The sequence below is a fragment of the Lacrimispora struthionigena genome (genome assembly GCF_048627165.1).
GTDB lineage: Bacteria > Bacillota > Clostridia > Lachnospirales > Lachnospiraceae > Lacrimispora.
In genome coordinates, this window is sequence record NZ_JBMBWP010000002.1 from 3212823 (window position 1) to 3237410 (window position 24588).

General features: G+C 43.3%; 21 protein-coding genes and 1 pseudogene. 15 read left to right on the forward strand and 7 right to left on the reverse strand.

From position 1 onward, the window contains the following. Positions 1-20: 20 nt before the first annotated feature. On the reverse strand, positions 21-1493 hold the full coding sequence (locus tag ACOAOT_RS24190) for a permease prefix domain 1-containing protein (protein ID WP_420219279.1): 1473 nt from the start codon (positions 1491-1493) through the stop codon (positions 21-23). Next, entirely contained in the window at positions 1486-1818 is a 333-nt protein-coding gene (locus tag ACOAOT_RS24195) for a PadR family transcriptional regulator (protein WP_420219280.1), read from the reverse strand. The genes ACOAOT_RS24190 and ACOAOT_RS24195 overlap by 8 nt, the downstream gene beginning before the upstream one ends. 221 nt (positions 1819-2039) lie before the next feature. Between ACOAOT_RS24195 and ACOAOT_RS24200 the strand changes: the two genes are divergently transcribed. The 3 genes and pseudogenes from ACOAOT_RS24200 (at position 2040) to ACOAOT_RS24210 (ending at position 3058) form a co-directional block, all read left to right on the forward strand. Beyond that, positions 2040-2360, forward strand: coding sequence for a hypothetical protein (locus ACOAOT_RS24200; RefSeq protein ID WP_420219281.1), 321 nt, complete (start codon positions 2040-2042; stop codon positions 2358-2360). A 27-nt stretch (positions 2361-2387) separates the two neighbouring features. Beyond that, positions 2388-2579 (forward strand): annotated as a pseudogene (locus tag ACOAOT_RS24205) (polysaccharide deacetylase family protein); the annotation flags it as partial. A gap of 119 nt (positions 2580-2698) precedes the next feature. Then, positions 2699-3058: a heavy-metal-associated domain-containing protein gene (locus ACOAOT_RS24210; RefSeq protein ID WP_420219282.1), complete on the forward strand. Its 360-nt coding sequence runs from the start codon at positions 2699-2701 to the stop codon at positions 3056-3058. A gap of 87 nt (positions 3059-3145) precedes the next feature. Here the strand turns inward: ACOAOT_RS24210 and ACOAOT_RS24215 are convergent, their stop codons facing one another. After that, entirely contained in the window at positions 3146-4234 is a 1089-nt protein-coding gene (locus ACOAOT_RS24215) for a glycoside hydrolase family 5 protein (RefSeq protein ID WP_420219283.1), read from the reverse strand. Positions 4235-4440: 206 nt separating this feature from the next. On the opposite strand from ACOAOT_RS24215, the gene ACOAOT_RS24220 reads away from it, so the two are divergent. From ACOAOT_RS24220 to prfA, 6 genes are all read left to right on the forward strand, one after another. Beyond that, positions 4441-5760, forward strand: coding sequence for a replication-associated recombination protein A (locus ACOAOT_RS24220; protein WP_420219284.1), 1320 nt, complete (start codon positions 4441-4443; stop codon positions 5758-5760). A gap of 164 nt (positions 5761-5924) precedes the next feature. Further along, positions 5925-7604 (forward strand): transcription termination factor Rho, encoded by a 1680-nt coding sequence (rho, locus tag ACOAOT_RS24225; RefSeq protein WP_420219285.1) that lies wholly within the window; start codon positions 5925-5927, stop codon positions 7602-7604. 134 nt (positions 7605-7738) lie between these two features. Next, positions 7739-7945, forward strand: a complete 207-nt coding sequence (gene rpmE, locus ACOAOT_RS24230) for a 50S ribosomal protein L31 (RefSeq protein ID WP_277405822.1) — start codon at positions 7739-7741, stop codon at positions 7943-7945. Positions 7946-8051: 106 nt separating this feature from the next. Continuing rightward, positions 8052-8996: a DUF1385 domain-containing protein gene (locus ACOAOT_RS24235; protein ID WP_420219286.1), complete on the forward strand. Its 945-nt coding sequence runs from the start codon at positions 8052-8054 to the stop codon at positions 8994-8996. A gap of 2 nt (positions 8997-8998) precedes the next feature. Continuing rightward, complete coding sequence (prmC, locus tag ACOAOT_RS24240; RefSeq protein WP_420219475.1) at positions 8999-9862, forward strand: peptide chain release factor N(5)-glutamine methyltransferase; 864 nt, start codon at positions 8999-9001, stop codon at positions 9860-9862. 39 nt (positions 9863-9901) lie between these two features. Next, complete coding sequence (prfA, locus tag ACOAOT_RS24245) at positions 9902-10975, forward strand: peptide chain release factor 1 (protein ID WP_104439125.1); 1074 nt, start codon at positions 9902-9904, stop codon at positions 10973-10975. 431 nt (positions 10976-11406) lie between these two features. Here the strand turns inward: prfA and ACOAOT_RS24250 are convergent, their stop codons facing one another. After that, on the reverse strand, positions 11407-12084 hold the full coding sequence (locus ACOAOT_RS24250; protein ID WP_104439124.1) for a GntR family transcriptional regulator: 678 nt from the start codon (positions 12082-12084) through the stop codon (positions 11407-11409). Between the two features lie 405 nt (positions 12085-12489). On the opposite strand from ACOAOT_RS24250, the gene uxuA reads away from it, so the two are divergent. Both uxuA and ACOAOT_RS24260 read left to right on the forward strand, forming a co-directional pair. Further along, the gene (gene uxuA / locus ACOAOT_RS24255) at positions 12490-13563 is read left to right on the forward strand and encodes a mannonate dehydratase (RefSeq protein ID WP_420219287.1); all 1074 of its coding nucleotides are present in this window, start codon (positions 12490-12492) and stop codon (positions 13561-13563) included. 15 nt (positions 13564-13578) lie between these two features. Next, positions 13579-15189, forward strand: a complete 1611-nt coding sequence (locus ACOAOT_RS24260; protein WP_420219288.1) for a mannitol dehydrogenase family protein — start codon at positions 13579-13581, stop codon at positions 15187-15189. A 65-nt stretch (positions 15190-15254) separates the two neighbouring features. Here ACOAOT_RS24260 and ACOAOT_RS24265 read toward each other — a convergent pair whose 3' ends face one another. Next, complete coding sequence (locus ACOAOT_RS24265) at positions 15255-16451, reverse strand: dicarboxylate/amino acid:cation symporter (RefSeq protein ID WP_420219289.1); 1197 nt, start codon at positions 16449-16451, stop codon at positions 15255-15257. A 2-nt stretch (positions 16452-16453) separates the two neighbouring features. Further along, positions 16454-17728, reverse strand: a complete 1275-nt coding sequence (locus tag ACOAOT_RS24270) for an L-cysteine desulfidase family protein (RefSeq protein ID WP_420219290.1) — start codon at positions 17726-17728, stop codon at positions 16454-16456. Positions 17729-17879: 151 nt separating this feature from the next. Between ACOAOT_RS24270 and ACOAOT_RS24275 the strand changes: the two genes are divergently transcribed. From ACOAOT_RS24275 to ACOAOT_RS24285, 3 genes are all read left to right on the forward strand, one after another. Then, positions 17880-18767, forward strand: coding sequence for a LysR family transcriptional regulator (locus tag ACOAOT_RS24275; protein ID WP_420219291.1), 888 nt, complete (start codon positions 17880-17882; stop codon positions 18765-18767). A gap of 65 nt (positions 18768-18832) precedes the next feature. After that, a complete protein-coding gene (locus ACOAOT_RS24280; protein ID WP_420219292.1) occupies positions 18833-19825 on the forward strand; it encodes a Gfo/Idh/MocA family protein in 993 nt (330 codons plus the stop codon). Between the two features lie 3 nt (positions 19826-19828). Beyond that, entirely contained in the window at positions 19829-21151 is a 1323-nt protein-coding gene (locus ACOAOT_RS24285; protein WP_420219293.1) for an MATE family efflux transporter, read from the forward strand. 14 nt (positions 21152-21165) lie between these two features. Here the strand turns inward: ACOAOT_RS24285 and ACOAOT_RS24290 are convergent, their stop codons facing one another. Continuing rightward, positions 21166-21711, reverse strand: a complete 546-nt coding sequence (locus tag ACOAOT_RS24290; RefSeq protein WP_420219294.1) for a glucan-binding protein — start codon at positions 21709-21711, stop codon at positions 21166-21168. A gap of 213 nt (positions 21712-21924) precedes the next feature. Between ACOAOT_RS24290 and clpB the strand changes: the two genes are divergently transcribed. Continuing rightward, positions 21925-24513: an ATP-dependent chaperone ClpB gene (gene clpB / locus ACOAOT_RS24295; RefSeq protein WP_420219295.1), complete on the forward strand. Its 2589-nt coding sequence runs from the start codon at positions 21925-21927 to the stop codon at positions 24511-24513. Positions 24514-24588: the final 75 nt, after the last annotated feature.

The window sequence follows — 24588 nt, forward strand, 5'->3', positions numbered from 1 at the left end:
ACCGGTTAGTGGATATAGTTTCAGCCAGAGGTAACAGGTTTATAATTAACGGGTTCTTCCATTACATGGTCATGCCGGTAAGCCGAAAATATCAGACCAAGAAGAATTGCATTACAAATGATACTTCTCTGCCCTTCTGAGACAAGAGGAAGATTTGGGAAAGAGGCATATTGATGTCCGAAGTTTCCTAACAGATATAATACTCCCTGCCACAGGAGGCACTGACTGCAACCAAAAGCCAAAACGGACGCCAACTGCCCATTAATTCGGAGAGAGTACGTAAAAAGCATGAGATAAAAAAGTACGATTGCTCCGATTAGCACGAGTCCTGGGATCCAACCAAAGAGAAAGATAAATACTGCTATCATATAATTATTATAGTAATGCTGAGGCAGGATATCCCAGAGAGAGACATCCTCCAACTGGCGATTAATACCCGCTTGCTGTTCCGATGTTTTAATGCCGGTTACATCAATGTCGATGTTTTCTGGATCCCGGGAAGTAAAATACCATGCTCCTGTGCCATAATCCATCATCTCCTCTGGTGTTAGTTTCAGACCGTGAGTAAGGGGCGTTCTTGAAAGCAATTCCTGTATGAGAACACCATTGTAAGTATCGTCCAAGGTTCTGTTCACAGAGGATTGAGGAGATAGAAATGCCTCCATGGTATGTCTGCCAGATTCTGAGAGGAAAAGTGGGCTTCCAATAAATACAAAAAATGCCAGTGTGACAGGGTAAAGATATTTTTTTTTGCCAGTGAGTATTCCCCGGTGAATCATGAAACATACGGTCCCCAGTGCACTCAGAAGAAAAATGATTTCTGCAGTATTCCCAAGAAATGGGTTGACTGTATACATGAAAAGCATCCATACAGTGGTACAGATCACAGCTATTGTCAGGAATTTCTTTTTATTATGACGGGAGAAATATAAAAGAACTGTAATCACGGGGACAAACAGTATTGTTGCAAAATAGGTAGTGCTGGGTATTCCATATTGTATTCCCTTAACAAGCGTCATAATAAAGAACGGTATTTGAACCAGATAAAGAAAGCCTGTAAACAATGCGATTTTTTTTCTGTATCTGATCAGGAAAGGATATCCTTTCAGCACGGTAAATATAAGGAGTGTGGCACCAGCAATGTAGTAGAGAGAGCTGCTTGCCATATAAAGTGGCCTCCATGACATAAAGCTGGTAAAAATAAAGCCTGTAAGTAAAAGAAGAGCGCTGATTATAGTAAGCTGTGGGGCTTTTTGTATCTTGTGGGCTTCATTCAGCTCCGTACCAATCGTTACCGCATCTCCCATGTCGCGAAGTGCCTGCTCCTCTGCGTCAGAATGGGAAAGTCCATTTGCTTTGTAATCCTCCATACGGTCATTCATATGGTCTTCCAGCTCCTGGCGTATGGAAGGGCGCAGCGGCTCATAGGAAATCTGATCAGTTACTTCATTTAAAAATTGTGATACTGGTGATTCTGGAGTATTTTTATTCAAACAGAACACCTCCAATTACCTGGTTGATGGCGGTCTGATAGACCTCCCACTCCTTCAATTTCTCCTTCAGTAATTTCTGACCGTTAGTGGTGATCGCATAATATTTGCGAATCCGTCCATTGTCTGCCGTTTGCTGATAACTGGTGACGGCTCCCTGCTGCTCCAAAGTGTGCAGGATTGGATAGAGTGTGCCTTCCTGCAGTTTAAAGACATCACGGCTCTGCTGTTCCAGTTCACGTATGATCTGGTATCCGTACATGCTTTGATTATTTAAAAGTTTCAGAACCAGCATTGAGGTTCCCAGGGCCATATACCGTTTATCCATAGAATGGTCTCCTTCCTTTTAGTGATTATTATTGGTTTATACATAGAAAATCTAGGTATATTATTAATCATACATAGATTACCAAGGTATGTCAAGGAAATAAGACATTATTGATCCGTAAAGCATTCGGTGATATTCATACCAGCTTTAATCTGATTCAACACAAATATTACAAAATAGTAATGAATTTTAAAAATAATAAATAATGAGGTAATGCAACGTTGAAAAATAATGATACCATACCATGCAAACATCAGTACATTGTTGGCTATTCGTTCAGAATGCCACAGCCATTTTTTCGTAATCTGCCTTGTGATAAATGCGGTTGCAGGATTGAACTCAGTCTTTCGTGGAAGCTTCTCTATATTTTGATAGAGTTTTTCAGCGTGTTCCTCGCTTATAAAGCAGCAGAACTGGCTGATATCCGAATTTTAGGAAGTACATTTTTACCCTGGCTTGTTATTTTCGTTTTTATCAGCTTGATAATCGGACAATTAAACAGACTGATACTTAAATATGGAAAATGGGTAGATGCAGAATAAATTGATTTTCCAGGTAAATCCAATGAGGATACACTGGACTGGAAAACCCAGAACACGAAAAAGATTGTCCGTCACATTGTAAAACATGTGGAACCCGGAGATATCATTTTGCTTCACGATGTGTTCCCAACCTCAGTAGAAGCTGCACTGGAGGCAATTGATGTATTAACCAAACAGGGTTATACCTTTGTTACAGCGGATGAATTATCGATTGATTAATCATGCTTTAACATGGATAATGAAAAATAGTATCATTAAAACCTCTTCCATGCCGGTGTTTTCGTTATATAATATACTTAGAACAGAAATATCCATTACATAACAAAGGAGGAGTTACCATGTCAACAGCTGTCATTTGTGCGGTTTTAATCGTGATCTGTTATTTCGGATTGAAAAGTTCCATTAAAAGGACAAAACAGGGCTGTTGCGGCGGCGGCAGTGAAGTAGTAAAGAAGGTGAAAGCTGCAGACACGAATAAATCCAATTATCCTTACTCTGCGACTCTTCAGGTAGATGGAATGACCTGTGCCAACTGCAGAAAAAAGGTGGAGAATGCATTTAACAGTCTTGATGGAATCTATGCTGCTGCAGATTTAGAAAGAAAACAGGTTGTTGTTTATATGAAAGAAAGATTAACAGACGAAGAGATGAGAGATATAGTAAAAAAGGCCGGTTATATTCCGGGACGGTTCGTTTAATCGAAACCCTTTTTAAACAGGAGAGGAGCGATTGCACCATAAGGGATTAATCACCTATGGAGTAATCGCTCTTTTAAACAGACTGATTTATTGAATCCCTTTCATCATGGCATTTACAATATCAGGGTAATAAAAGCTGCAATTATTTCTGTCCAGCAGACCAAACAGTTCCCCGTCACCACTTACAGCACCATTATCCCACCAGATGCAGGGTATCCCTTTCGCTCTGGCTGATTTTACATAGTAATATGCCCAATCGGCACGCTGTTTTAAATTATTTTTATTCATTGCGCCAAATTCACCAATGATAACCGGATAACCTTTGGAAATAAAATAGCGGTCAATACTGTCCATAAGGTAGGTAATGGCTCCGGTATCTGCCTGGTTATCAGGACGCCACTGCGGAGTTCCGGAAATGTTCAGGGCAAAGTCATAAGGAGTGTAAGCGTGTATGGAGATAATAATCCTGTTATCGTTTGGTATAACAAAGTTATCCCAGGCATTTGTGGCAGAAGTAGCCGCATAAGGCGGTATCATCAGATGTCTGAAAGGGTTGTTGCCTCCGGAGCTGCGAATGGTTCTTATAAAAGCTGCATTGAAACGGTTTACGACTTCCTGACCTTCTCTATTTCCGCCGTTCCATTCGTCCGCCGTACCTTTTTGCCGTGGTTCATTGAGACCTTCAAAGATCAGATGCTCATCATAATTTTTAAATCTTTCCGCAATCTGTGCCCAAACCTTTGTAAGAATCCTGGTGGCAGCAGCTTCATTTGCGTAGGACGGAAAATGCCATTCCTCATGATGAAGGTTTAAAATAACGAACATATTGTTTTGGATGCCATAATCCACAACCTCCACAACCCTGTTAAGCCATGCAGGATCAATGGTGTAATTTGGTGCAGGCCCAAGGTGCTTTTCCCAGGTAGTTGGAACTCTTAAGGTATTAAAGCCACCTGCCTTGATTTTATCAATCATGGCTTTATTTGTTTTTGGATTGCCCCAGGACGTTTCGGAAGAAAGGCCGTAACCGTCTGTTGCATCCAGGGTGTTTCCTAAATTCCAGCCGATACGGATTTCTCTGACCAGTTCCCTGGAAGAGATATTGCGGATGGAAGAAGGACCGCTTGCTTTTTGTGCGTTGGTCTCATTCATAAGACCTGTGTTATTTGTACTCATATACCCTCCTATAAAAGAAATATTTTTTACTACTATTGGAGAGTAACACATTTTGCAACCGTTTAAAATGAAATTAGATGCAATAAATACACGGAGAACAAATGTTCTTGACAAAAGGCACCATACTGCCCATAATAAAGGGAAAGAGATCAGAATAAGCCCTGTTTATCTGACTGAATACGGCACAACGTATGGAGGAATAGGAAATGGATTTATTTGATTATATGAGAAAAAATACGATGGAAAAAGAATCCCCTCTCGCTTCCAGGCTTCGCCCATCCACCCTGGAAGAAGTGGTGGGTCAGCAGCATATTATTGGAAAAGATAAGCTTCTTTACCGGGCCATTAAAGCGGATAAGATTGGTTCAGTGATATTTTACGGACCTCCCGGAACTGGGAAAACCACGCTTGCCAGAGTCATTGCCAATACTACCAGTGCGGATTTTAAACAGCTGAATGCGACTGTTGCCGGAAAAAAAGATATGGAAGAAATCGTGAAAGAGGCCAAGGATTCTCTTGGGATGTACGGAAAGAAAACCATTCTTTTTGTAGATGAGATTCACAGGTTTAATAAAGGGCAGCAGGATTATCTCCTGCCATTTGTAGAGGATGGAACATTAATATTAATCGGCGCAACTACGGAAAACCCATATTTTGAGGTGAATGGTGCGCTTCTTTCCCGTTCCCGGGTATTTGAACTGAAAACACTGGAAAAAGAAGATATTAAGACACTGATTCACCGCGCTGTTTATGATAATGAGAAGGGAATGGGCGCTTATAATGCAGTGATTGAACCAGATGCAGAGGATTTTCTGGCAGATGTGGCAAACGGCGATGCCAGAGCAGCCCTGAATGCTGTAGAACTTGGCATTATGACGACTGAACGCAGCTCCCAGGATGGGAAAATCCATATTGATATGGAAGTAGCTCAGGAATGCATTCAGAAACGTGCGGTCCGATATGATAAAGACGGAGATAACCACTACGATACCATATCTGCATTTATAAAGAGCATGAGGGGAACAGACCCTGATGCTGCTGTTTATTATCTTGCAAGAATGCTTTATGCAGGAGAAGATATTAAATTTATTGCCAGAAGAATCATGATCTGTGCGTCAGAGGACGTGGGGAATGCAGATCCCCAGGCTCTTGTGGTGGCAGTAGCGGCTGCACAGGCGGTGGAACGGATCGGCCTTCCTGAGGCCCAGATTATTTTATCCCAGGCAGTTACCTATGTGGCGTCTGCACCCAAAAGTAATGCGGCATGTGTGGCAGTATTTGAAGCCCAGGATGCGGTGCGAAACCAAAAGACCATGCCTATACCGGTGCATTTACAGGACTCCCATTATAAAGGCTCAGCAAAACTAGGTCACGGACAGGGGTATCTCTATGCTCATGATTACGAAAACCACTATGTGGATCAGCAATATCTGCCGGATGGACTGGTAGGGACGGAATTTTACAGGCCTACGGAAAACGGTTATGAGAAGAAAATCGGGGAACACTTAAGCTTTCTGAAAAAATAACTTTTCTTTTTATATATTAAGGTATATAATAGGCATATCGTACGACCTGATTCAACATGATTAGGATCGGAATTATATTCCGGTCGTCTGTTTACGATATTCTATCGTAAATCATTCCCAAGATTACGAAACAACTGGTATTAGGAATCATGAAGGAGATTAATATGCGTGAAAAATTACAGACATTGCCGTTAGCGGAGTTAAAGGAGCTTGCCAAAGCCCAGGGGATAAAGGGTTACAGTTCCATGAGAAAGCCCGATATTATAAATATACTCTGTGAAAAGGAAGGAGAAGCTTCTGATTCTGCAGTTGTAGCAGGGAGTGTTGTGGCAGAAAGCAGGGAACCCGCCAAAGAGCATGTGACCGAACCGGCAGAGAAAGAAGTGAGCAGACCGCCCGTTTCCCAGCCCCAGACCGCTGGAGAGCAGCCGAATACGCCGGTTCAAAATAATATAAAGAAAACTGTTGTCCGTACTTATCGTCAGGATACACAGCAGAGACCATACCGTTCTGCAGGGACACCAGGTTCTGAAAACAATAACCGATATGAGAATTCCGGAAGAAATGAAGGAATGGTAAGAAATGACATGTCTGGCAGGAACGAAACACCTGTTAGGAGTGAAAACCCTGTCAGAACGGAGTCAAGACCGGAGTATGTGGCGGAAGAACCCAAGGTGGATTTTCAGCCAAGTCCTGAGCTTCAGGAGCTTGACAGCGGTATTGATGCACATGGAATCCTGGAAGTAATGCCGGACGGATTTGGATTTATCCGGTGCGAAAATTATCTTCCAGGTGAGAACGATGTTTACGTAGCACCATCACAGATCCGCCGCTTTAACATGAAGACCGGAGATATTATTCATGGCAGCCGCAGAGTAAAGACTGCTGCAGAAAAGTTTGCAGCACTTTTATATGTGAAGAAAATCAACGGATATCCCACAAGTATGGCAGAGCGACGTCCGAATTTTGAGAATATGACTCCCATATTTCCGGATAAGCGTCTTCATATGGAGACGGATGGAGGAAAGAGCACCACTGCCATGAGAGTGGTGGATTTATTAGCTCCTATTGGTAAGGGACAGCGAGGCATGATTGTATCTCCGCCAAAAGCAGGTAAGACCACACTATTAAAGCAGGTAGCCAAGGCAATCACACTCAATCACCCTGAGATTCATCTTATGATACTTCTCATTGACGAGCGCCCGGAAGAGGTTACCGATATCAAGGAGTCTATTGTAGGAAATAATGTAGAGGTTCTTTATTCCACGTTTGACGAACTTCCTGACCGTCACAAACGGGTGTCTGAGATGGTAATTGAGAGAGCCAAGCGTCTTGTGGAACATGGAAGAGACGTGGTGATTCTGTTAGACAGCATAACACGCCTTGCAAGAGCATATAACTTAACGGTTGCGCCAAGCGGAAGAACTCTGTCTGGTGGTCTTGATCCGGCCGCACTTCATATGCCCAAACGCTTTTTCGGTGCAGCAAGAAACATGAGAGAGGGCGGAAGCCTTACCGTACTTGCCACAGCACTTGTGGATACGGGAAGCCGTATGGATGATGTCATTTATGAGGAATTTAAAGGTACAGGTAACATGGAACTGGTGCTTGACAGAAAGCTGTCCGAGAAGAGAATTTTCCCTGCCATTGATATCTTAAAGTCCGGAACCAGAAGGGATGATCTGCTGCTTACCAGAGAAGAGGCGGAGGCTGTTGATATTATACGTAAGGCGACCAATACATTAAAACCAGAAGATGCAGTAGAGAAGATTCTGGACCTGTTTGCAAAAACAAAGAACAACCGGGAATTCGTTGATATGTCAAAAAAGATGCGGTTTTTCTAAAAGCTGTGATCTTTTATATAAATAAAAGCTTGCATTAAAAAATTTTCTATGATATACTGTACAAGCTGTTTATTAGACAAAGTCGGTTTACGAACCGCGATTTAATAGAAATCAGAGTATGCGAGGTGAAAATCATGAAAGAGGGAATCCATCCAAATTACTACCAGGCAAAGGTTGTTTGCAACTGTGGTAATGAATTCGTAACTGGTTCTACAAAGGAAGACATCCACGTAGAAGTTTGTTCTAAATGCCATCCATTTTACACCGGTCAGCAGCGTGCTGCTTCCGCTCGTGGACGTATTGATAAATTCAATCGTAAATATGGCGTTAAGGCTGAATAAGTTTGGAGCAAAGAAAAGGTTGAGTTTAGTGGAAACACTTTAGCTCAGCCTTTTTTGAAATTAGAATTTTATTGCACCTATTTACGCACAGAGAGGTGGTTGGCGTATGAAGTATTCAGGAATCGGCGGTCAGGCCGTGATTGAAGGCGTTATGATGAAAAACAGGGATGAGTATGCCACAGCAGTCCGCAAGCCGGACGGAACCATTGAAGTAAAAAAAGATACGTATATTAGTATGGGAGAAAAAGTAAAGCTGTTTTCTCTTCCATTTTTCAGAGGCATTTTCAGCTTTGCCGACTCCATGATACTGGGGATGAGAGCACTTACTTTTTCTGCCAGTTTCTTTGAAGATGATGAGGAAGATTTGGAGCCCTCTAAATTTGAGAAGCTGTTGGAGCGTGTCTTTGGTGAGAAGATGGAAAAAGCGCTTATGAGCATGGTAATGGTTTTTTCCGTGTTTATGGCAATTTGCATATTCATGGTATTGCCCCTGTTTCTGGCGAACATATTTCGCCATTTTATTAAGTCACAGACTATCATGGCTGTTTTAGAAGGCGTAATCCGGATTGGCATTTTTATCGCTTATATCAAGCTGGTATCCCGTATGGAAGATATCAGGCGCACCTTTATGTACCATGGTGCCGAACATAAATGTATTAACTGTCTGGAACACGGACTGGAACTGAATGTGGAAAATGTAAGGAACAGTTCCAAGGAACATAAGCGCTGCGGAACCAGTTTTCTTTTGATTGTTATGATTATCAGTATTTTATTCTTTATGGTAATTCAGGTAAAGACTCTGCCCCTTCGGATTTTAAGCCGCATTGTGCTCATTCCGGTAATTGCAGGAGTATCCTATGAGTTTCTGCGTATCGCAGGCCGCAGTGATTCAAAGCTGGTGGATATTTTAAGCAGACCGGGCATGTGGATGCAGGGGCTGACGACCAGTGAACCAGATGATTCTATGATCGAGGTAGGAATTGCTTCTGTAGAAGCAGTTTTTGACTGGAGAGAATTTCTTAAAAAGAATTTTCCGGAGAATCAGCCATGAGTGTGACGTTAAATCAGCTGTTGGAAGAGGGAACAGACCGGCTTAATAAAGCAGGGATACAGGAAGCTGAGATTGATGCCAGATATTTACTGCTTGAAGCTTTCCACACAGACCTGACTCATTTTCTGATTGACCGGAACAGGTCTTTGAATGAAACAGAGAAATCGGGAGAATCAACCCGTGCTTTTTACCATATGCTCGCTCTTCGTGAAAAGAGAATTCCACTTCAGCAGATAACCGGGAGCAGGGAATTTATGGGTCTGGACTTTTTTGTCAATGAGCATGTTCTGATACCCAGACAGGATACAGAAACTTTGGTGGAACAGATTTTAAAGGATTATAAGGGCAGGAATCCCCAGGTGCTTGATCTGTGCACTGGAAGCGGGTGTATCGCTATCAGCCTTGCTAAGCTTGGCGGGTTTGAATCCGTTGTAGCAGCAGACATTTCTGATGAAGCGTTAAAGGTAGCGAAGAGAAACGGGGAAGCAATTTTAGGGAAAGAGAAAATCACCTTCCTGTTAAGCGATTTATTTGATGCCATTGGGTCAAATGAAACATTTGATGTGATTGTGTCTAATCCACCCTACATTCCCACCAATGTAATCAGCCAGCTGCAGCCGGAGGTTCGTGATCATGAGCCGTTTCTGGCTCTTGACGGGAAAGAGGACGGCCTTTATTTTTACAGAAAGCTGGCAGCAGAAGGCCGGAATTACTTAAATCCTGGTGGTGCGCTTTATCTGGAAATCGGATATGATCAAAAAGATGCAGTCAGTGCATTGCTTAAGGAAGCAGGTTTTGTCAACATCCGGTCATGGTGCGATGCAGCGGGGCTGGACCGCGTAGTGAGCGGAAGTTTAGAAAAATAATGGGCATAGACCCTTTTGGTGAGATTTTGGAGGATACCAATGTTTGATCGTTTAGATGATATATTAATTCATTATGAAGAGCTGATGCAGGAACTGAATAACCCGTCTGTTGCAGAGGATCAGAACCGTTTTCGGAAGCTGATGAAGGAACAGGCAGATTTAGCAGACCTGGTAGAAGCTTATACCCAGTATAAGAAAGCAAAACAAACCGTGGAAGAAAGTGTGGCTCTTCTTGAGGAAGAGAGCGATGAAGAGATGCGGGAGATGGCAAAGGAGGAATTATCCGATGCTAAAAAGCGCATTGAACAGTTGGAACAGGAACTGAAAATACTTCTTTTACCCAAAGATCCCAATGATGACAAGAATATCATGCTGGAGATCCGCGCAGGAGCAGGCGGCGATGAGGCAGCTCTTTTTGCTTCTGAGCTGTATCGTATGTATGTCAATTATGCAGAAGCCCAGAGATGGAAAGTAGAGTTAATCAGCGTCAATGAGAATGGAATCGGCGGTTTTAAGGAAGTGGTTGCCATGATTACAGGAAAAGGCGCTTATTCCAAGATGAAATACGAAAGCGGCGTTCACCGTGTTCAGAGAGTACCGGAGACGGAGAGCGGCGGAAGAATCCATACGTCTACGGCTACTGTAGCGGTTATGCCGGAAGCGGAAGATGTGGATGTAGTGATTGAAGATAAGGACGTAAGAATCGATGTTATGCGTGCTTCCGGTAACGGCGGACAGTGCGTCAACACAACGGATTCCGCTGTTCGTCTGACACATATGCCTACTGGTATTGTAATTTACAGCCAGACTGAAAAATCCCAGCTTCAGAACAAGGAGAAGGCTTTCCGCCTGCTTCGTTCCAAGCTTTATGATATTGAGCTGGAGAAGAGACAGAATTCCGAGTCAGAGGCCCGCAGAAGCCAGATTGGTACAGGCGACCGGTCTGAGAAGATCAGAACCTACAATTTCCCTCAGGGCCGTGTGACTGATCACCGGATTAAGCTGACTCTTTATAAGATTGATTCCATTATGAATGGAGATATATATGAACTTTTGGATTCTCTGATTGCAGCAGATCAGGCAGAAAAGCTTGCCAGACTAAATGAAAATTAAGGGGATTGCTAGAAAATCCTGAAATGAATTTAAAATAAATGCCTGTACTTGTAATATTTTATACTGCAGGTATAATATAATAAAGAAAGGCAATCGCCACAGGGTGGTTGGCTAAGTTGAAAAGCAAAAACCTTCCCGACCGGCCAAAGTACAGGGAAGGCTTTTTGCGGTTAGTGACACGTCATAAAGACGAATGTCAGCAGTGCCAGAAGGAACATACCAAAAGACATTAGGTCCTTAAAGTCATAATTCTTCATGAGCAACACCTCCATTCTATGTAGAATCGAGGCCTACCACCCTATACACGATTGCCAGCAGTTTGTACCTGCCAGTATAATTATATGTATCATCTTATAAATATACCAATAAAAACACAAAATATCTGAAAAATCCCTCTTGGACATAGTCGTTGTCTGAGAGGGATTTTTTTCTTATTGAATAAAATAGTCGGGGAATGCTGCCACAAGTTCTGATTTTTCCATCTGGTGTCTGTTGATATGTCTGGTCATTAAAATCTCAGCCAGCTCTGTATCCCTGCGCTCGATGGCATAGATAATATTCTCGTGATCTTCCACGATCTTGGTGGGTTTACTGGACTTTAAGGAAAGCGTTCTGATCCGGTCAAAATGTACCATCTGGGACTGTATGACCTCAAAGGTTCTGGCCTTATTCACAGACTGGAACAAAAGCATGTGAAATTCATTATCCAGTGGAAAGAATCTGGCAGTGTCTTCCTGTTCCAGACAGAACTTCTGCTCACTGATGTTATCCTTCAGCTTCTTTAAGTCCACCGGTTCAGGACTTTCGCAGGCAAGCTTTACCACAGCGTTCTCTAAAACAAGTCTCATAAAGCGGGCTTCTTCAATTCGTTCATAATCTATTTTAGAAATATAGCTTCCCCGCTGGGGCAGTATTTCAACAAGGCTGGATTTGCTAAGTTCAATCAGCGCTTCTCTGACTGGTGTTCTTGAAAGATTCAAAGTGGAAGAAAGCTCATTTTCACTTACTGCACTTCCTGGAGCAAGCTCTAAGTTAATAATATTATAGAGAAGAACACGTATCGCATAATTTCTGGCATTCTCTCCGGGAGACCGATCGAACAATTTCATAAAAAACCTCTCTTATCAAAATATAAATCCTGCAGGCAGGAACATACGGTTAGTATACTACTGAACAGCAAGTTTATCTATTGTTTTATTTATAACCCACGAAAATAGGCAACAACTTGTATACAAGTATCATGCTTTGAAAGCAGGCAAATGTCAATTAAATAAGGCGTAAAAGTAAAAATACGTCATAATGCACAAAAAATAGGTTTAAAAATATACAAAATTACATATTGAATATTTCCTCGTAATATACTACCATACAAGATAGAAAGACATGTAAAAGAGAAATTCATACATGTTTGGTTGGCTGGGCAATACTAGCATATAATAGGACAGGACTTATTATGTGCCGGCCTCATGATAAAGTAAAACGATAACTGATTGCAAAACAGGAGGAACAAAACGATGGAAATGACTTTACGCTGGTATGGACCAGGATATGACAGTGTGTCCCTGAAACAAATCAAACAGATACCTGGAGTGAAAAGTGTAATCACAACTCTGATGGGAAAGCAGGCAGGAGAAGTCTGGACAGAAGGAGAGATTGCTGAGCTGAAAAGAGTAGTGGAAGAAGAAGGCCTTACCATTGCTGGAATTGAATCCGTTAATATCTCTGATGATATTAAGATTGGTACAGAAAAACGGGAACAGCATATTGCTAATTATATCGAAACTCTTGAGAATCTTGGAAAAGCCGGAATTCATATGGTTTGCTACAATTTTATGCCTGTATTTGACTGGACACGTTCCGATCTTGCAAGAGTACGTCCGGATGGATCAACCGTACTTGCTTATAACCAGGATGTAGTAGATGAAATCGACCCTGCACATATGAAGGAATCTGTAGAAAAGATGTCCAACGGCTTTGTAATGCCAGGATGGGAGCCAGAGCGTCTGTCCCGTCTGGAAGCTTTATTTGAAGCATACAAAGATATCGATGATGAGAAACTGTTTAATAATCTTGTTTATTTCCTGGAGTCAATCGGCGAAGTTTGTGAAAAATATGATATTAAAATGGGAATTCATCCCGATGATCCGGCATGGCCGATCTTTGGTCTTCCAAGAATCATACGCGACAAAGAAAGAATTGTAAAACTGTTAAAGGCAGTTGACAAGCCATACAACGGTATTACCTTATGTACAGGATCACTTGGCTCCAATCCGTCTAACGATATCTGTGATATTATCAGAGCTGCAAAAGGAAGAATCCCATTTGCACATGTAAGAAACTTAAAATATAACAGCGACAGAGATTTCGAAGAAGCAGCTCATCTTTCTTCTGACGGGTCCATGGACATGCATGCAATTATGAAAACACTGTATGAAACAGGATTTGACGGTGTAATCCGTCCGGATCATGGAAGAATGATCTGGGATGAAGTTGCCATGCCTGGATATGGTCTTTATGACAGAGCGCTGGGTGCGGTATATCTTCAGGGATTATGGGAAGCCATTGATAAGGAATCTGGGAAAAACTAAGGAGGCAGTGCCGGTATGAAGCTGACATTAGAAGGTTTAAAGAATAAAGAAGCCTGGGAGGCAGCTGGTATCAGCCTTCCGCTTTATGACATCGAAACAGTGGTCAGAGAAACAAAAGAGTCACCGGTCTGGGTGCATTTCGGAGCAGGTAATATCTTCCGTATTTTTATCGGTGGTATTGCAGATACCTTAATTGCACAGGGCGAGAGCACCAAGGGAATCACCTGTGTGGAGACCTTTGACTTTGATGTAATTGATAAGATCTATGATCCATATGACAATCTGGTTCTTGCAGTAACCTTAAACGCAGATGGTTCTACTGGAAAAAAGGTGATCGGCTCCCTGACAGAAGCGATCAGAGCCCAGTCTGGTGTTGCAGCTGAGTGGAATCGTCTGAAAGAGATCTTTGTAAATCCGGAACTTCAGATGGCCTCTTTCACCATTACAGAGAAGGGCTATGCACTGAAAGGAACCGAAGGAAATTATTTTCCATTTATCTTAGCAGATCTGGAAAATGGTCCTGAGAAAGCAGTTTCTGCCATGGCTGTGGTATGCGCGCTTCTCCTGGAGCGGTTTAAGGCAAACAAAGCACCTCTGGCAGTGGTTTCTATGGATAACTGCTCTCACAATGGCGAAAAACTGAAACAGTCCATCGTAACAGTTGCAAAAGAGTGGGAGAGCAGGGGATTTGCAGAGAAAGCATTTGTTGACTATCTGGAAGATGAATCAGTTGTTTCCTTCCCATGGTCCATGATTGATAAGATCACACCACGTCCCGCAGATTCTGTATGCAACGAACTGGAAAAAGCAGGAGTTGAGGATATGGCTCCGGTGATCACTTCCAAAAAAACCTACATTGCACCATTTGTCAATGCAGAAGGACCCCAGTACCTGGTAATTGAAGACAAATTCCCTAACGGAAGACCGGCACTTGAGAAGGCCGGAGTCTATATGACAGACCGGGATACAGTCAATAAAGTAGAGCGTATGAAAGTTACTACCTGCTTAAATCCGCTGCACACAGCTCTGGCTGTTTATGGCTGTGTTCTTGGATATGACCTGATTGCAGATGAGATGAAGGATACGCAGCTGAACCGCCTGGTTCATGAGATCGGTCCGGTAGAAGGAATGCCGGTAGTGACTGACCCCGGAATTCTGTCTCCCCTGGAATTCGTAGACGAAGTAATCCGTGTCAGAATCCCCAATCCTTTTATGCCTGATACACCTCAGCGAATCGCTACGGATACATCTCAGAAGGTGGGAATCCGTTATGGTGAGACCATTAAGGCATATGTGGAAAAATATGGAGATGCAAAAAAATTGAAAGCCATTCCGCTGGCAATTGCTGGCTGGTGCCGGTATCTTCTGGCTGTGGATGACCAGGGTAAGGCATTTGAACTTTCCTCTGATCCTATGATTCCTGAGCTGACAGAAAAGCTGAAAGGAATTGAGTTTGGTAAACCGGAGACGTATCATGGACAGCTGAAGGAAATCCTCTCTAATGAGCATATTTTCGGAATTGACCTTTATCAGGCAGGCATTGGAGAAAAGATTGAAGAAATGTTCTGTGCCCAGATTACGGGAGCAGGAGCAGTAAGAGAAACACTGAAGCGTGAGCTGAATTAATAAGTTACAAACAGAGTGGGTCCTGACAAAGAAACTTAATTCTTTGTCAGGACCCACATTTTATCTTATGACAAACCGGATTCTATTTTCTGGTTTTTAATTCCATGTTTTTCTGCAAAGCCAGTGAGAATCATGGTGAGAGCTCCGTCCCCCGTCACATTGCATGCAGTTCCAAAGCTGTCCTGGAGTGCAAAGATGGTGAGCATAAGTGCAGTGCCCATCTCATCAAAACCTAAAACTCCGGTGATCAGACCAAGAGAAGCCATAACCGTTCCTCCGGGAACACCTGGAGCTCCGATTGCAAATACACCCAAAAGGGCGCAGAATAAAAGCATGGAGCCAAGAGACGGAACAGAGCCGTAAAGGATCTTAGATACAGTCATGACAAAGAAAACCTCAGTGAGTACAGATCCACATAAGTGAATGTTTGCAAAAAGCGGGATACCAAAGTCCACCATATCTTCTCTTAACGTGGGCTGTGACTTTTTTGCACATTTTAAAGCAACTGCAAGAGTGGCAGCTGAAGACATGGTTCCTACTGCAGTGATGTAGGCAGGACCATAATTACGCAGAACATCAAAGGGGTTCTTTCTGGAATAGGCACCGCCAATCAGATACAAAACTGCCAGCCAGATATAGTGTCCAACCATAACAATTATTACTACCTGAAGGAAAACAGGCAGCTGTTTTGTAATAGTTCCTTCATAGGACAGAGCGCAGAATGTAAATGCGATAAAAACAGGTAGAATGGGTATGACGATCTTTGTCACAATGGACAGGACAATTTCCTGAAATTCCTCCAATACCTGAGTAATTGCCGTAGCTTTTGTCCAGGTAGCAGCAAGACCCAGTAAAAGTGAAAATACCAGAGCACTCATGACCGGCATAATCTGTGGAATATCCAGCTGGAATACGATTCCGGGAAGCTCCTTTAAGCCATCTGTACTTGGTGAGATGGACAGATGTGGAATCATAATGTATCCGGCAGTCATGGAAAATAAAGCTGCACCTATGGAAGAAATATAAGCTGCAGAAACTGCAATCCCCAGCATTTTAGAAGCATTATTGCCTAATCTTGTGATAGACGGGGCAATAAAGCCAATGATGATGAGCGGAACGCAGAATACAATGATCTGGTTCAATATGTATTTGACTGTCACCACAACATTCATCAATTGTTCTCCAGCCAGCTGTCCAATTAAGATTCCCCCAATGACCCCCAGAAGTAATTTAAAAGGTAAACTACTTACTAATTTTTTCATACCTATTCTCCTATCATGATTTTAATGATTTCCTCGTTGGTCTCCTTCATACCTTTTTTTCCCAATCTGCCAACGTTTTTCAGCGTAGCCTCTACGCCTTTTGTGACAATGCCGTCCCCATCGAGAAACTGCTGTCCATGACTGTACATGCTGTATCCAAAGATTCCCGCTTCAATGGAAGAGGCTATCTTTGCTGCACAGGAAGCTTTTGCCCCATCACATACAATACCAGATACAATGGCCAGCGCATTGACAACGGTATGTATCACTTCCTCGTAACCGCCTCCGCATATATAAGCGATTCCTGCTCCTGCTCCAGCCCCGGCATTTACCGCTCCGCAATAAGCGGATAATCTTCCGATGGGAGTCTTTTGATGGATGGAAGTTAAGTTGGACAAAGCAAGTGCCCGATACATGGTTTCTTCACTGACGCCTAATTCTCTGGCATAGACAATAACTGGAACAGAGACCGTAATTCCCTGATTGCCGCTGCCGGAATTAATGATGACCGGAAGCTCGCAGCCATTCATACGGGCGTCGGAACCAGCGGCAGCCATGGCCTTTGCTTTCAGGGAAATGTCCCTGCCTGCACTCTTTAACAGTACTTTGCCAATATTGGCGCCGTAGTCATTGGCCAGTCCTTCCTCTGCAATGGCCCAGTTGTACCGGATCTGGCGGTCCAGCGTTTCCTTGATATCAGCAATGTCAACGGTATTGATAAAATCCCAGATATCTTCCATGCTGAGTATACTCCGGTCAGTCAGCGCCTCTTCTTCTTTGCCGGCATCCAGCTGCTTTAAGACCGTCCCGTCCTTTTCGATTAGTACAATGTTGGTATGGTAATTGGCTATCCGCACTGTGCATGTGGAGGACCCTTTGTACAGAGTGATCAGGATATCAAACGTGATTCCATTATCAATATGTACAACCCCTATTTCAGTCTCCTCCATGAATTGCTTCATCTCAGGGATCTGGTCCGGTGTAACACAGGAAATAACTTCCAGCTCCTTTTCCGGATCTCCCGCCACAATTCCTGCTGCTACAGCTGCCTGTATTCCTTTCAGGTGGCCGGTGTTGGGAACAATCACGGATTTTACATTTTTAATAATGCTCCCGCTGGCACCAACTACCACCTTGTCCGGAATGGCTCCCAGAGTCTTTTTCGCCACTGCAGCGGCATAAGCCAGAGCAATCGGTTCCGTACAGCCCATAGCCGGAACCAGCTCTTCCTTTAGAATCTGCACGTAGGCGCGGTATTTACAATCTGCCTTTTCCATACTTTTTAAAGTCCTTTCTAATCGTTTCCTGAAAATACTCATCCTTTGAGTTGATTTCTGAGTGACTTTAATGTACCATAAATACAAATGAATGTAAAATTTAATGTTTTTATGATAACGTTTAATATTTTTAAATTAAGAGAGGATTGTTATGGAACTCCGTGAGATACGAACATTTTTAGAAGTTGCTGATTTAAAGAGCTTTTGCAGGGCGGCAGAAAAGCTTAAATATTCCCAGGCAGCAGTGACGGTTCAGATTAAACAGCTGGAAAAAGAATTAAACGTTCATTTGTTTGACCGGATTGGGAAGCAGACTACGTTAACACATGAAGGAGAAATGTTTTACCAGTACGCATCTGAAATTATGAGGAATGTGGCTTATGCCCGTAATGCCCTTGGCCAGTCCTCAGAGCTGTCTGGCACTCTTGTGATCGGCACCATTGAATCCATCTGTTCCACTTTATTTCCTCCATTAATCAGGGAGTATCATCACCGGTATCCCAAAGTAAACATTAATATTGTGATTGATTCTCCGGAGATCCTGCTGAACATGATGAACAGCAATCAGGTGGATATGGTTTATTTTCTGGATCGCAGAATGTATGATGCCAAATGGGTTAAAATACTGGAGAAGCCGGAAGAAATCATATTTGCGGCATCCAAGGATCATATCTTTGCAAAGGAAACCGGACTTACCATTGACCAGATCATCACCCAGCCCCTGATTTTAACAGAAAAAGATGCCAGCTACCGGTTTATACTGGAACAGTATCTGGCTTCGGATGATAAGAAGCTTCACCCCTTCCTGGAAATAGGAAATACGGAATTTATTATTAAGCTGTTGAAACAGAACGAAGGAATCTCCTTTCTTCCGGAGTTTACAGTCAGGGAGGATATGGAGAAGGGAAATTTAACGGCTCTTTCCATGAAAGAATTTTATTTAAGAACCTGGAGACAGATTGTTTATCATAAGGATAAATGGCTCAGCAGGGAGATGAAGGCGTTTATGGAACTGGTTTTAGAGATGGAGGAGCATTGATGTTGTACGGGCTTTAACCATGTGTTATACTTATAGAACTAAAATAATCAGCTGGAGGATAAAATATGGGAGTATTGAAAGTTGGAATCATGGGAACCGGTAGAATTGCATCAGTTTTGGCAGAGACCATGGTTCAGATGCCAGAAGTCTGTTTATATGGTGCTGCTTCCCGAAGTCTTGAAAAGGCAGAAGATTTTGCGGCACGTTTTTCTATAAAAAAAGCTTATGGATCCTATGAAGAGCTGGCAGCTGACAGTGAGGTTCAGCTGATCTATATTGCAACTCCCCATTCGGAGCACAGCAGGAATGCCAGACTTTGCCTGGAACATGGAAAGCATGTTCTGTGTGAAAAGTCATTTGCAGCCAATTATTCCCAGGCAAAAGAGATGATTGACCTGGCTCAGGAGAAAAATCTGATGATTACAGAAGCCATGTGGGTGCGGTATATGCCTATGGCTGATACGCTTAAGGAAGTTCTTGCTTCCGGTATCATCGGAGAACCTATGACACTTACTGCCAATCTGGCCTACCTGGTGTCAGATAAGCACCGGATTGTGGCCCCGGAGCTTGCAGGGGGAGCGCTTCTTGATGTAGGCGTTTACACTCTTAATTTTGCCTCTCTTGTTTTTGGTGATGAGATTACTGATATTACCTCCAGCGTGATTAAGACGGAGACAGGAGTGGATGCCCAAAACAGCATTACCCTTCTTTATCCAGGCGGTAAGATGGCTGTACTGAACAGTTCCATTCAGGTTCTTTCTGACCGTCAGGGCATCATCTATGGAACAAAAGGGTTCCTGGTTGTGGAAAACATCAATAATTTTGAATCCATTTGTGTATATAATACAGACCGGAAGCTGGTGAGCTCCTATCAGAGACCGGAACAGATCACCGGATATGAATATCAGGTTCTGGCCAGTAAAGACGCGATTGAACAGGGACGGACTGAGTGCCCGCAGATGCCTCATCAGACCACTCTGCATGTAATGAAAGTGATGGACGAGCTGAGACGACAGTGGGGGATACGTTACCCATTCGAGATAACCAATGAGGAATAATTTATGTTTTCAAGAAAAGATTTAACCGGGCTTCTGGCCCCTTTGATTGTAGAGCAGATCCTGGCCGTCCTGGTAGGTATGGTGGCTGTGGTGATGGTGGCAGCGGTTGGAGAAGCGGCTGTATCAGGCGTATCTTTAGTGGATGCCATTAACATATTGGTGATACAGATTCTTTCCGCACTGGCGACTGGTGGTGCGGTAATCTCCGCCCAGTATTTAGGAAAAAAACAATCAGTGAATGCTTGCAAAGCAGCAGGTCAGCTGATGGGAGTTACGGCTTTATTTTCCCTGTTGCTTACATTTGCCGCCTTAGCAGGCAACCGGCTTCTACTTCGGATGATATTTGGCAATGTGGAGCCGGAAGTGATGGATGCTGCTGTGATTTATTTTCAGATTACAGCTCTGTCTTATCCATTTATAGCAATTTATAATTCCTGTGCCGCACTTTTTAGGTCTATGGGAAATGCCAAGATTTCCATGTTTGTTTCCCTTGTTATGAATGTGGTGAATATTGTTGGCAATACGATTTGTGTTTATGGACTGCATATGGGAGTGGAAGGCGTGGCTTATCCCACTCTCATAAGCCGTATTGTAGCAGCTGTCATGATGTTTTATCTGATACAGAATCCGGACAATGTGGTAAGAATCAGGCGGCTTTCTGAGCTGAAACCGGATTTTAAAATGATAAAGAATATTTTGGTGGTTGGCATTCCAAACGGTCTGGAAAACGGTATGTTTCAGTTTGGTAAGATTGCGCTTCAGAGCCTGGTTTCGTCTCTTGGGACTGCGGCAATTGCCAGTTATGCAGTGGCATCAAACCTGGTGACTCTTTTATATCTTCCTGGTAATGCCATCGGGCTTGGTTTAATTACCATTGTGGGTCAGTGCGTGGGCGCAGGGGAAATCAAACAGGTCAAGTATTACTCCAGGCTTTTGGTAGGAATTAATTATGGTATCTTATTAGTACTATGTACGGTTATGGTACTATTTTCAGACCAGCTGGTATCCATCTACAATCTGTCTCCCCAGGCAGCCCAGATATCAGCCCAGATGATCGTGGTACATTGCTTTGCCATGATTGTGTGGCCAATCTCGTTTACAGTTCCCTATGCGTTAAGAGCCTCTATGGATGCAAAGTTTACCATGATGGTCTCTGTATTTTCCATGTGGCTTTTCCGGATCGGTACCTCTTATTTATTCGTGCAGGTCATGAACCTGGGAGTAATGGGGATCTGGTATGGAATGTTTATTGACTGGTTTTTCCGCGCAGTTGTATTTGCACTGCGGTTTCATGGAATTGAAAAAAGGGCAGTGTCCGTTTCTTAACGGCACTGTCCTTTTTAACGATTTTCATTCATCTTCCCATCTGCATTCACATAAGAGCCTTCAATCACCCGGCTGACTGCCATCTGCCCCACAACACCATCCGAACCCGGATTAAAGTAGTACCAGTGAGCATCAATCTTGTGCCATCCGGTTACCATAATCCCTATCTGGTTTGTATAAAAGGTGCTGTTATTATGAGAGTCACGAATCCAGCCGGTTACCATGGCTCCCTGTGTACTTCCTTCTTCCGGATTAAAGTAATACCAATGGCCGTTTAAATATCTCCAGCCAGTAGCCATATATCCATTATCCATAAAATAATAGGAATTACCCTGATATTCGATCCACTGTCCGGCGGGATATTTGGAATTCCACTGGTTAAAGTAGCGCCAACCGGCGTCATCTTTCACCCAGTTTCCGGATATATAGATGGATTCCTCTTTTGTATGGGCATAGCTGATAAAAGGGTCTGCACCGTATGCAGCAAACCAGACGGAAAAAAGCGCGGCTGCTGCCAGGCGAATGGCAGGGGCCGAAAAAAAGCGGCGTCTGTCGTTCATATTCTCCTCCTTCCGGTTCTCCCAGAGATTGTATGAATCGATTATAAGCGAACCCTGGAGAAAAAACAATGAGGGAAAGGAAACTGTAAGATATTATTTATAAATCATAAATTTAATCAAAAGTATCTTGACACTTTTGAATGCGTTTGTTATATTACATATAGAACAAACGCTGTAATGTTTGCATAGAGCCGGATAAAGGAGGAAATTGCCGTGAACATTAATAAATTTACACAGAAGTCCATGGAGGCTGTGAAGAACTGCGAAAAGCTTGCGTATGAATACGGAAACCAGCAGATTGAACAGGAACATATGCTGTACAGCCTTCTTACCATTGAAGACAGCCTGATTTTAAAACTGATCACCAAGATGAACATACAAAAAGAGTTATTTCTTGATGAAGCTGCAGGAGCAATCCAGAAGCTGCCTAAAGTTAGCGGCGGACAGCTTTATATCAGCAATGATTTAAATAAGGTTTTAATCAGCGCGGAGGATGAGGCAAAGGGAATGGGAGACCAGTATGTTTCGGTTGAGCATTTATTCCTTGCCATGTTAAAACAGCCATCAAAGGCATTAAAAGAACTGTTTCGCAGCTATGGCATCACAAGAGAGAATTTTTTGACGGCATTATCCACAGTAAGAGGCAATCAGAGAGTTGTAAGTGATAATCCCGAGGCAACTTACGATACGCTGACAAAGTATGGGTATGACCTGGTAGAAAGAGCCAGAGATCAGAAACTGGATCCAGTCATCGGCAGAGACAGCGAAATCCGTAATGTAGTCCGGATTCTGTCCAGGAAGACCAAGAATAACCCGGTATTAATCGGAGAGCCGGGTGTTGGTAAGACCGCAGTTGTGGAAGGGCTGGCCCAGAGAATTGTAAGAGGTGATGTGCCCGATGGCTTAAAAGATAAAAGGCTGTTTGCACTTGATATGGGTGCTTTGCTGGCAGGTGCAAAGTACCGTGGCGAATTTGAAGAGCGTTTAAAAGCGGTTCTTGATGAGGTGAAAAAAAGCGACGGTCAGATCATCCTTTTTATTGATGAGCTTCATACCATTGTTGGAGCAGGAAAGACAGAAGGCTCCATGGATGCAGGCAATATGCTAAAGCCCATGCTTGCCAGAGGTGAGCTTCATTGCATTGGTGCGACCACATTGGATGAATACCGCCAGTATATTGAAAAAGACCAGGCACTGGAACGGAGATTCCAGCCGGTTATGGTAGATGAGCCCACTGTAGAAGATACGATTTCCATTTTAAGAGGGTTGAAAGAGCGGTACGAGGTTTATCACGGAGTGAAGATCACAGACTCTGCTCTGGTATCTGCAGCCACCCTTTCTGATCGTTATATCAGCGAACGTTTTCTTCCGGATAAAGCCATTGACCTGGTGGATGAGGCATGTGCCATGATTAAGACAGAGCTGGATTCCATGCCGGCTGAGCTTGACGAGCTGTCAAGGCGGATTATGCAGATGGAGATAGAAGAGGCCGCCTTAAAGAAAGAAACAGACCGCTTAAGCCAGGATCGTCTGGCAGAGCTGCAGCAGGAACTGGCGGAGCTTCATGATGAATTTGCCTCACAAAAGGCTCAGTGGGAGAATGAGAAGGCATCGGTAGAACGTCTTTCCTCCTTAAGAGAAGAGATTGAAAATCTTAACAGAGAAATCCAGACAGCTCAGCAGAAATACGATTTAAACCGTGCAGCAGAGCTTCAGTACGGTAGATTACCCCAGCTTCAGAAGGAACTGGCAGAGGAAGAGGAGCGGGTGAAAAATCAGGATTTAAGCCTGGTTCGGGAAAGCGTAACGGAAGATGAGATTGCAAGAATTGTATCCAAATGGACAGGAATCCCGGTTGCCCGTCTGACTGAAAGTGAGAGAAACAAGACCCTTCATCTGGATCAGGAACTTCATAAGAGGGTAATTGGACAGGAAGAAGCTGTTTTAAAGGTGACGGAAGCAATTATCAGATCCAAGGCTGGAATTAAAGATCCGACGAAACCCATTGGTTCCTTCCTCTTTTTAGGTCCTACGGGTGTGGGAAAAACAGAGCTTGCCAAGGCGCTTGCAGAGAGCCTGTTCGATGAAGAGAACAATATTGTGAGAATTGATATGAGTGAATATATGGAAAAGCACTCTGTATCCAGACTGATTGGAGCTCCTCCCGGATATGTAGGTTACGATGAGGGCGGCCAGCTGACCGAAGCAGTACGGAGAAAGCCATATTCCGTGGTGCTGTTTGATGAAGTGGAAAAAGCTCATCCGGATGTGTTCAATGTGCTTTTACAGGTTCTTGATGATGGACGGATCACCGATTCCACCGGAAAGACGGTTGACTTTAAAAACACCATTATCATTATGACATCCAATATCGGATCCCAGTATCTTCTTACCGGGATAGACAGTAATGGGAATATTACAGAAGCGGCAGAGGAAATGGTAATGGGTGATTTAAGATCTCATTTCAGACCGGAATTTTTAAACCGGCTGGATGAAATCATTTTGTTCAAGCCACTGGATAAGAGTAACATTTCCGGTATTGTAAGTCTGCTTATGAAGGATCTAAACCGGAGACTGGAGGATCGTGAGATAAAGATTGAACTGACAGACCAGGCCGGCGAATTTGTAGTGGAGCAGGGGTATGATCCGGTATATGGAGCCAGACCGTTAAAACGGTATCTGCAAAAGCATGTGGAGACGCTTGCGGCAAGGGTGATTCTTGGAGATGAGATCCATACAGGAAGTACCATTGTAATTGATGTCTCAGAAGAAGGGGATAAACTGATTGCTTATCTGGAATGAAAAAGTATAATACACATGAAAAAGGGGCTGTCGCATTATGTGACGGCCCCTTGGCGGAAGGGATTATCCGCATGA

Excerpts from the sequence above, each read along its gene's own strand:
- ACOAOT_RS24290 (WP_420219294.1), bottom strand. The coding sequence starts at position 21,711 with ATGAACGACAGACGCCGCTTTTTTTCGGCCCCTGCCATTCGCCTGGCA.
- ACOAOT_RS24210 (WP_420219282.1), top strand. The coding sequence starts at position 2,699 with ATGTCAACAGCTGTCATTTGTGCGGTTTTAATCGTGATCTGTTATTTC.
- rpmE (WP_277405822.1), top strand. The coding sequence starts at position 7,739 with ATGAAAGAGGGAATCCATCCAAATTACTACCAGGCAAAGGTTGTTTGC.
- ACOAOT_RS24285 (WP_420219293.1), top strand. The coding sequence starts at position 19,829 with ATGTTTTCAAGAAAAGATTTAACCGGGCTTCTGGCCCCTTTGATTGTA.
- rho (WP_420219285.1), top strand. The coding sequence starts at position 5,925 with ATGCGTGAAAAATTACAGACATTGCCGTTAGCGGAGTTAAAGGAGCTT.
- ACOAOT_RS24215 (WP_420219283.1), bottom strand. The coding sequence starts at position 4,234 with ATGAGTACAAATAACACAGGTCTTATGAATGAGACCAACGCACAAAAA.
- ACOAOT_RS24195 (WP_420219280.1), bottom strand. The coding sequence starts at position 1,818 with ATGGATAAACGGTATATGGCCCTGGGAACCTCAATGCTGGTTCTGAAA.
- ACOAOT_RS24280 (WP_420219292.1), top strand. The coding sequence starts at position 18,833 with ATGGGAGTATTGAAAGTTGGAATCATGGGAACCGGTAGAATTGCATCA.
- ACOAOT_RS24265 (WP_420219289.1), bottom strand. The coding sequence starts at position 16,451 with ATGAAAAAATTAGTAAGTAGTTTACCTTTTAAATTACTTCTGGGGGTC.
- ACOAOT_RS24260 (WP_420219288.1), top strand. The coding sequence starts at position 13,579 with ATGAAGCTGACATTAGAAGGTTTAAAGAATAAAGAAGCCTGGGAGGCA.
- ACOAOT_RS24270 (WP_420219290.1), bottom strand. The coding sequence starts at position 17,728 with ATGGAAAAGGCAGATTGTAAATACCGCGCCTACGTGCAGATTCTAAAG.
- ACOAOT_RS24275 (WP_420219291.1), top strand. The coding sequence starts at position 17,880 with ATGGAACTCCGTGAGATACGAACATTTTTAGAAGTTGCTGATTTAAAG.
- ACOAOT_RS24235 (WP_420219286.1), top strand. The coding sequence starts at position 8,052 with ATGAAGTATTCAGGAATCGGCGGTCAGGCCGTGATTGAAGGCGTTATG.
- ACOAOT_RS24220 (WP_420219284.1), top strand. The coding sequence starts at position 4,441 with ATGGATTTATTTGATTATATGAGAAAAAATACGATGGAAAAAGAATCC.
- prfA (WP_104439125.1), top strand. The coding sequence starts at position 9,902 with ATGTTTGATCGTTTAGATGATATATTAATTCATTATGAAGAGCTGATG.
- ACOAOT_RS24250 (WP_104439124.1), bottom strand. The coding sequence starts at position 12,084 with ATGAAATTGTTCGATCGGTCTCCCGGAGAGAATGCCAGAAATTATGCG.
- uxuA (WP_420219287.1), top strand. The coding sequence starts at position 12,490 with ATGGAAATGACTTTACGCTGGTATGGACCAGGATATGACAGTGTGTCC.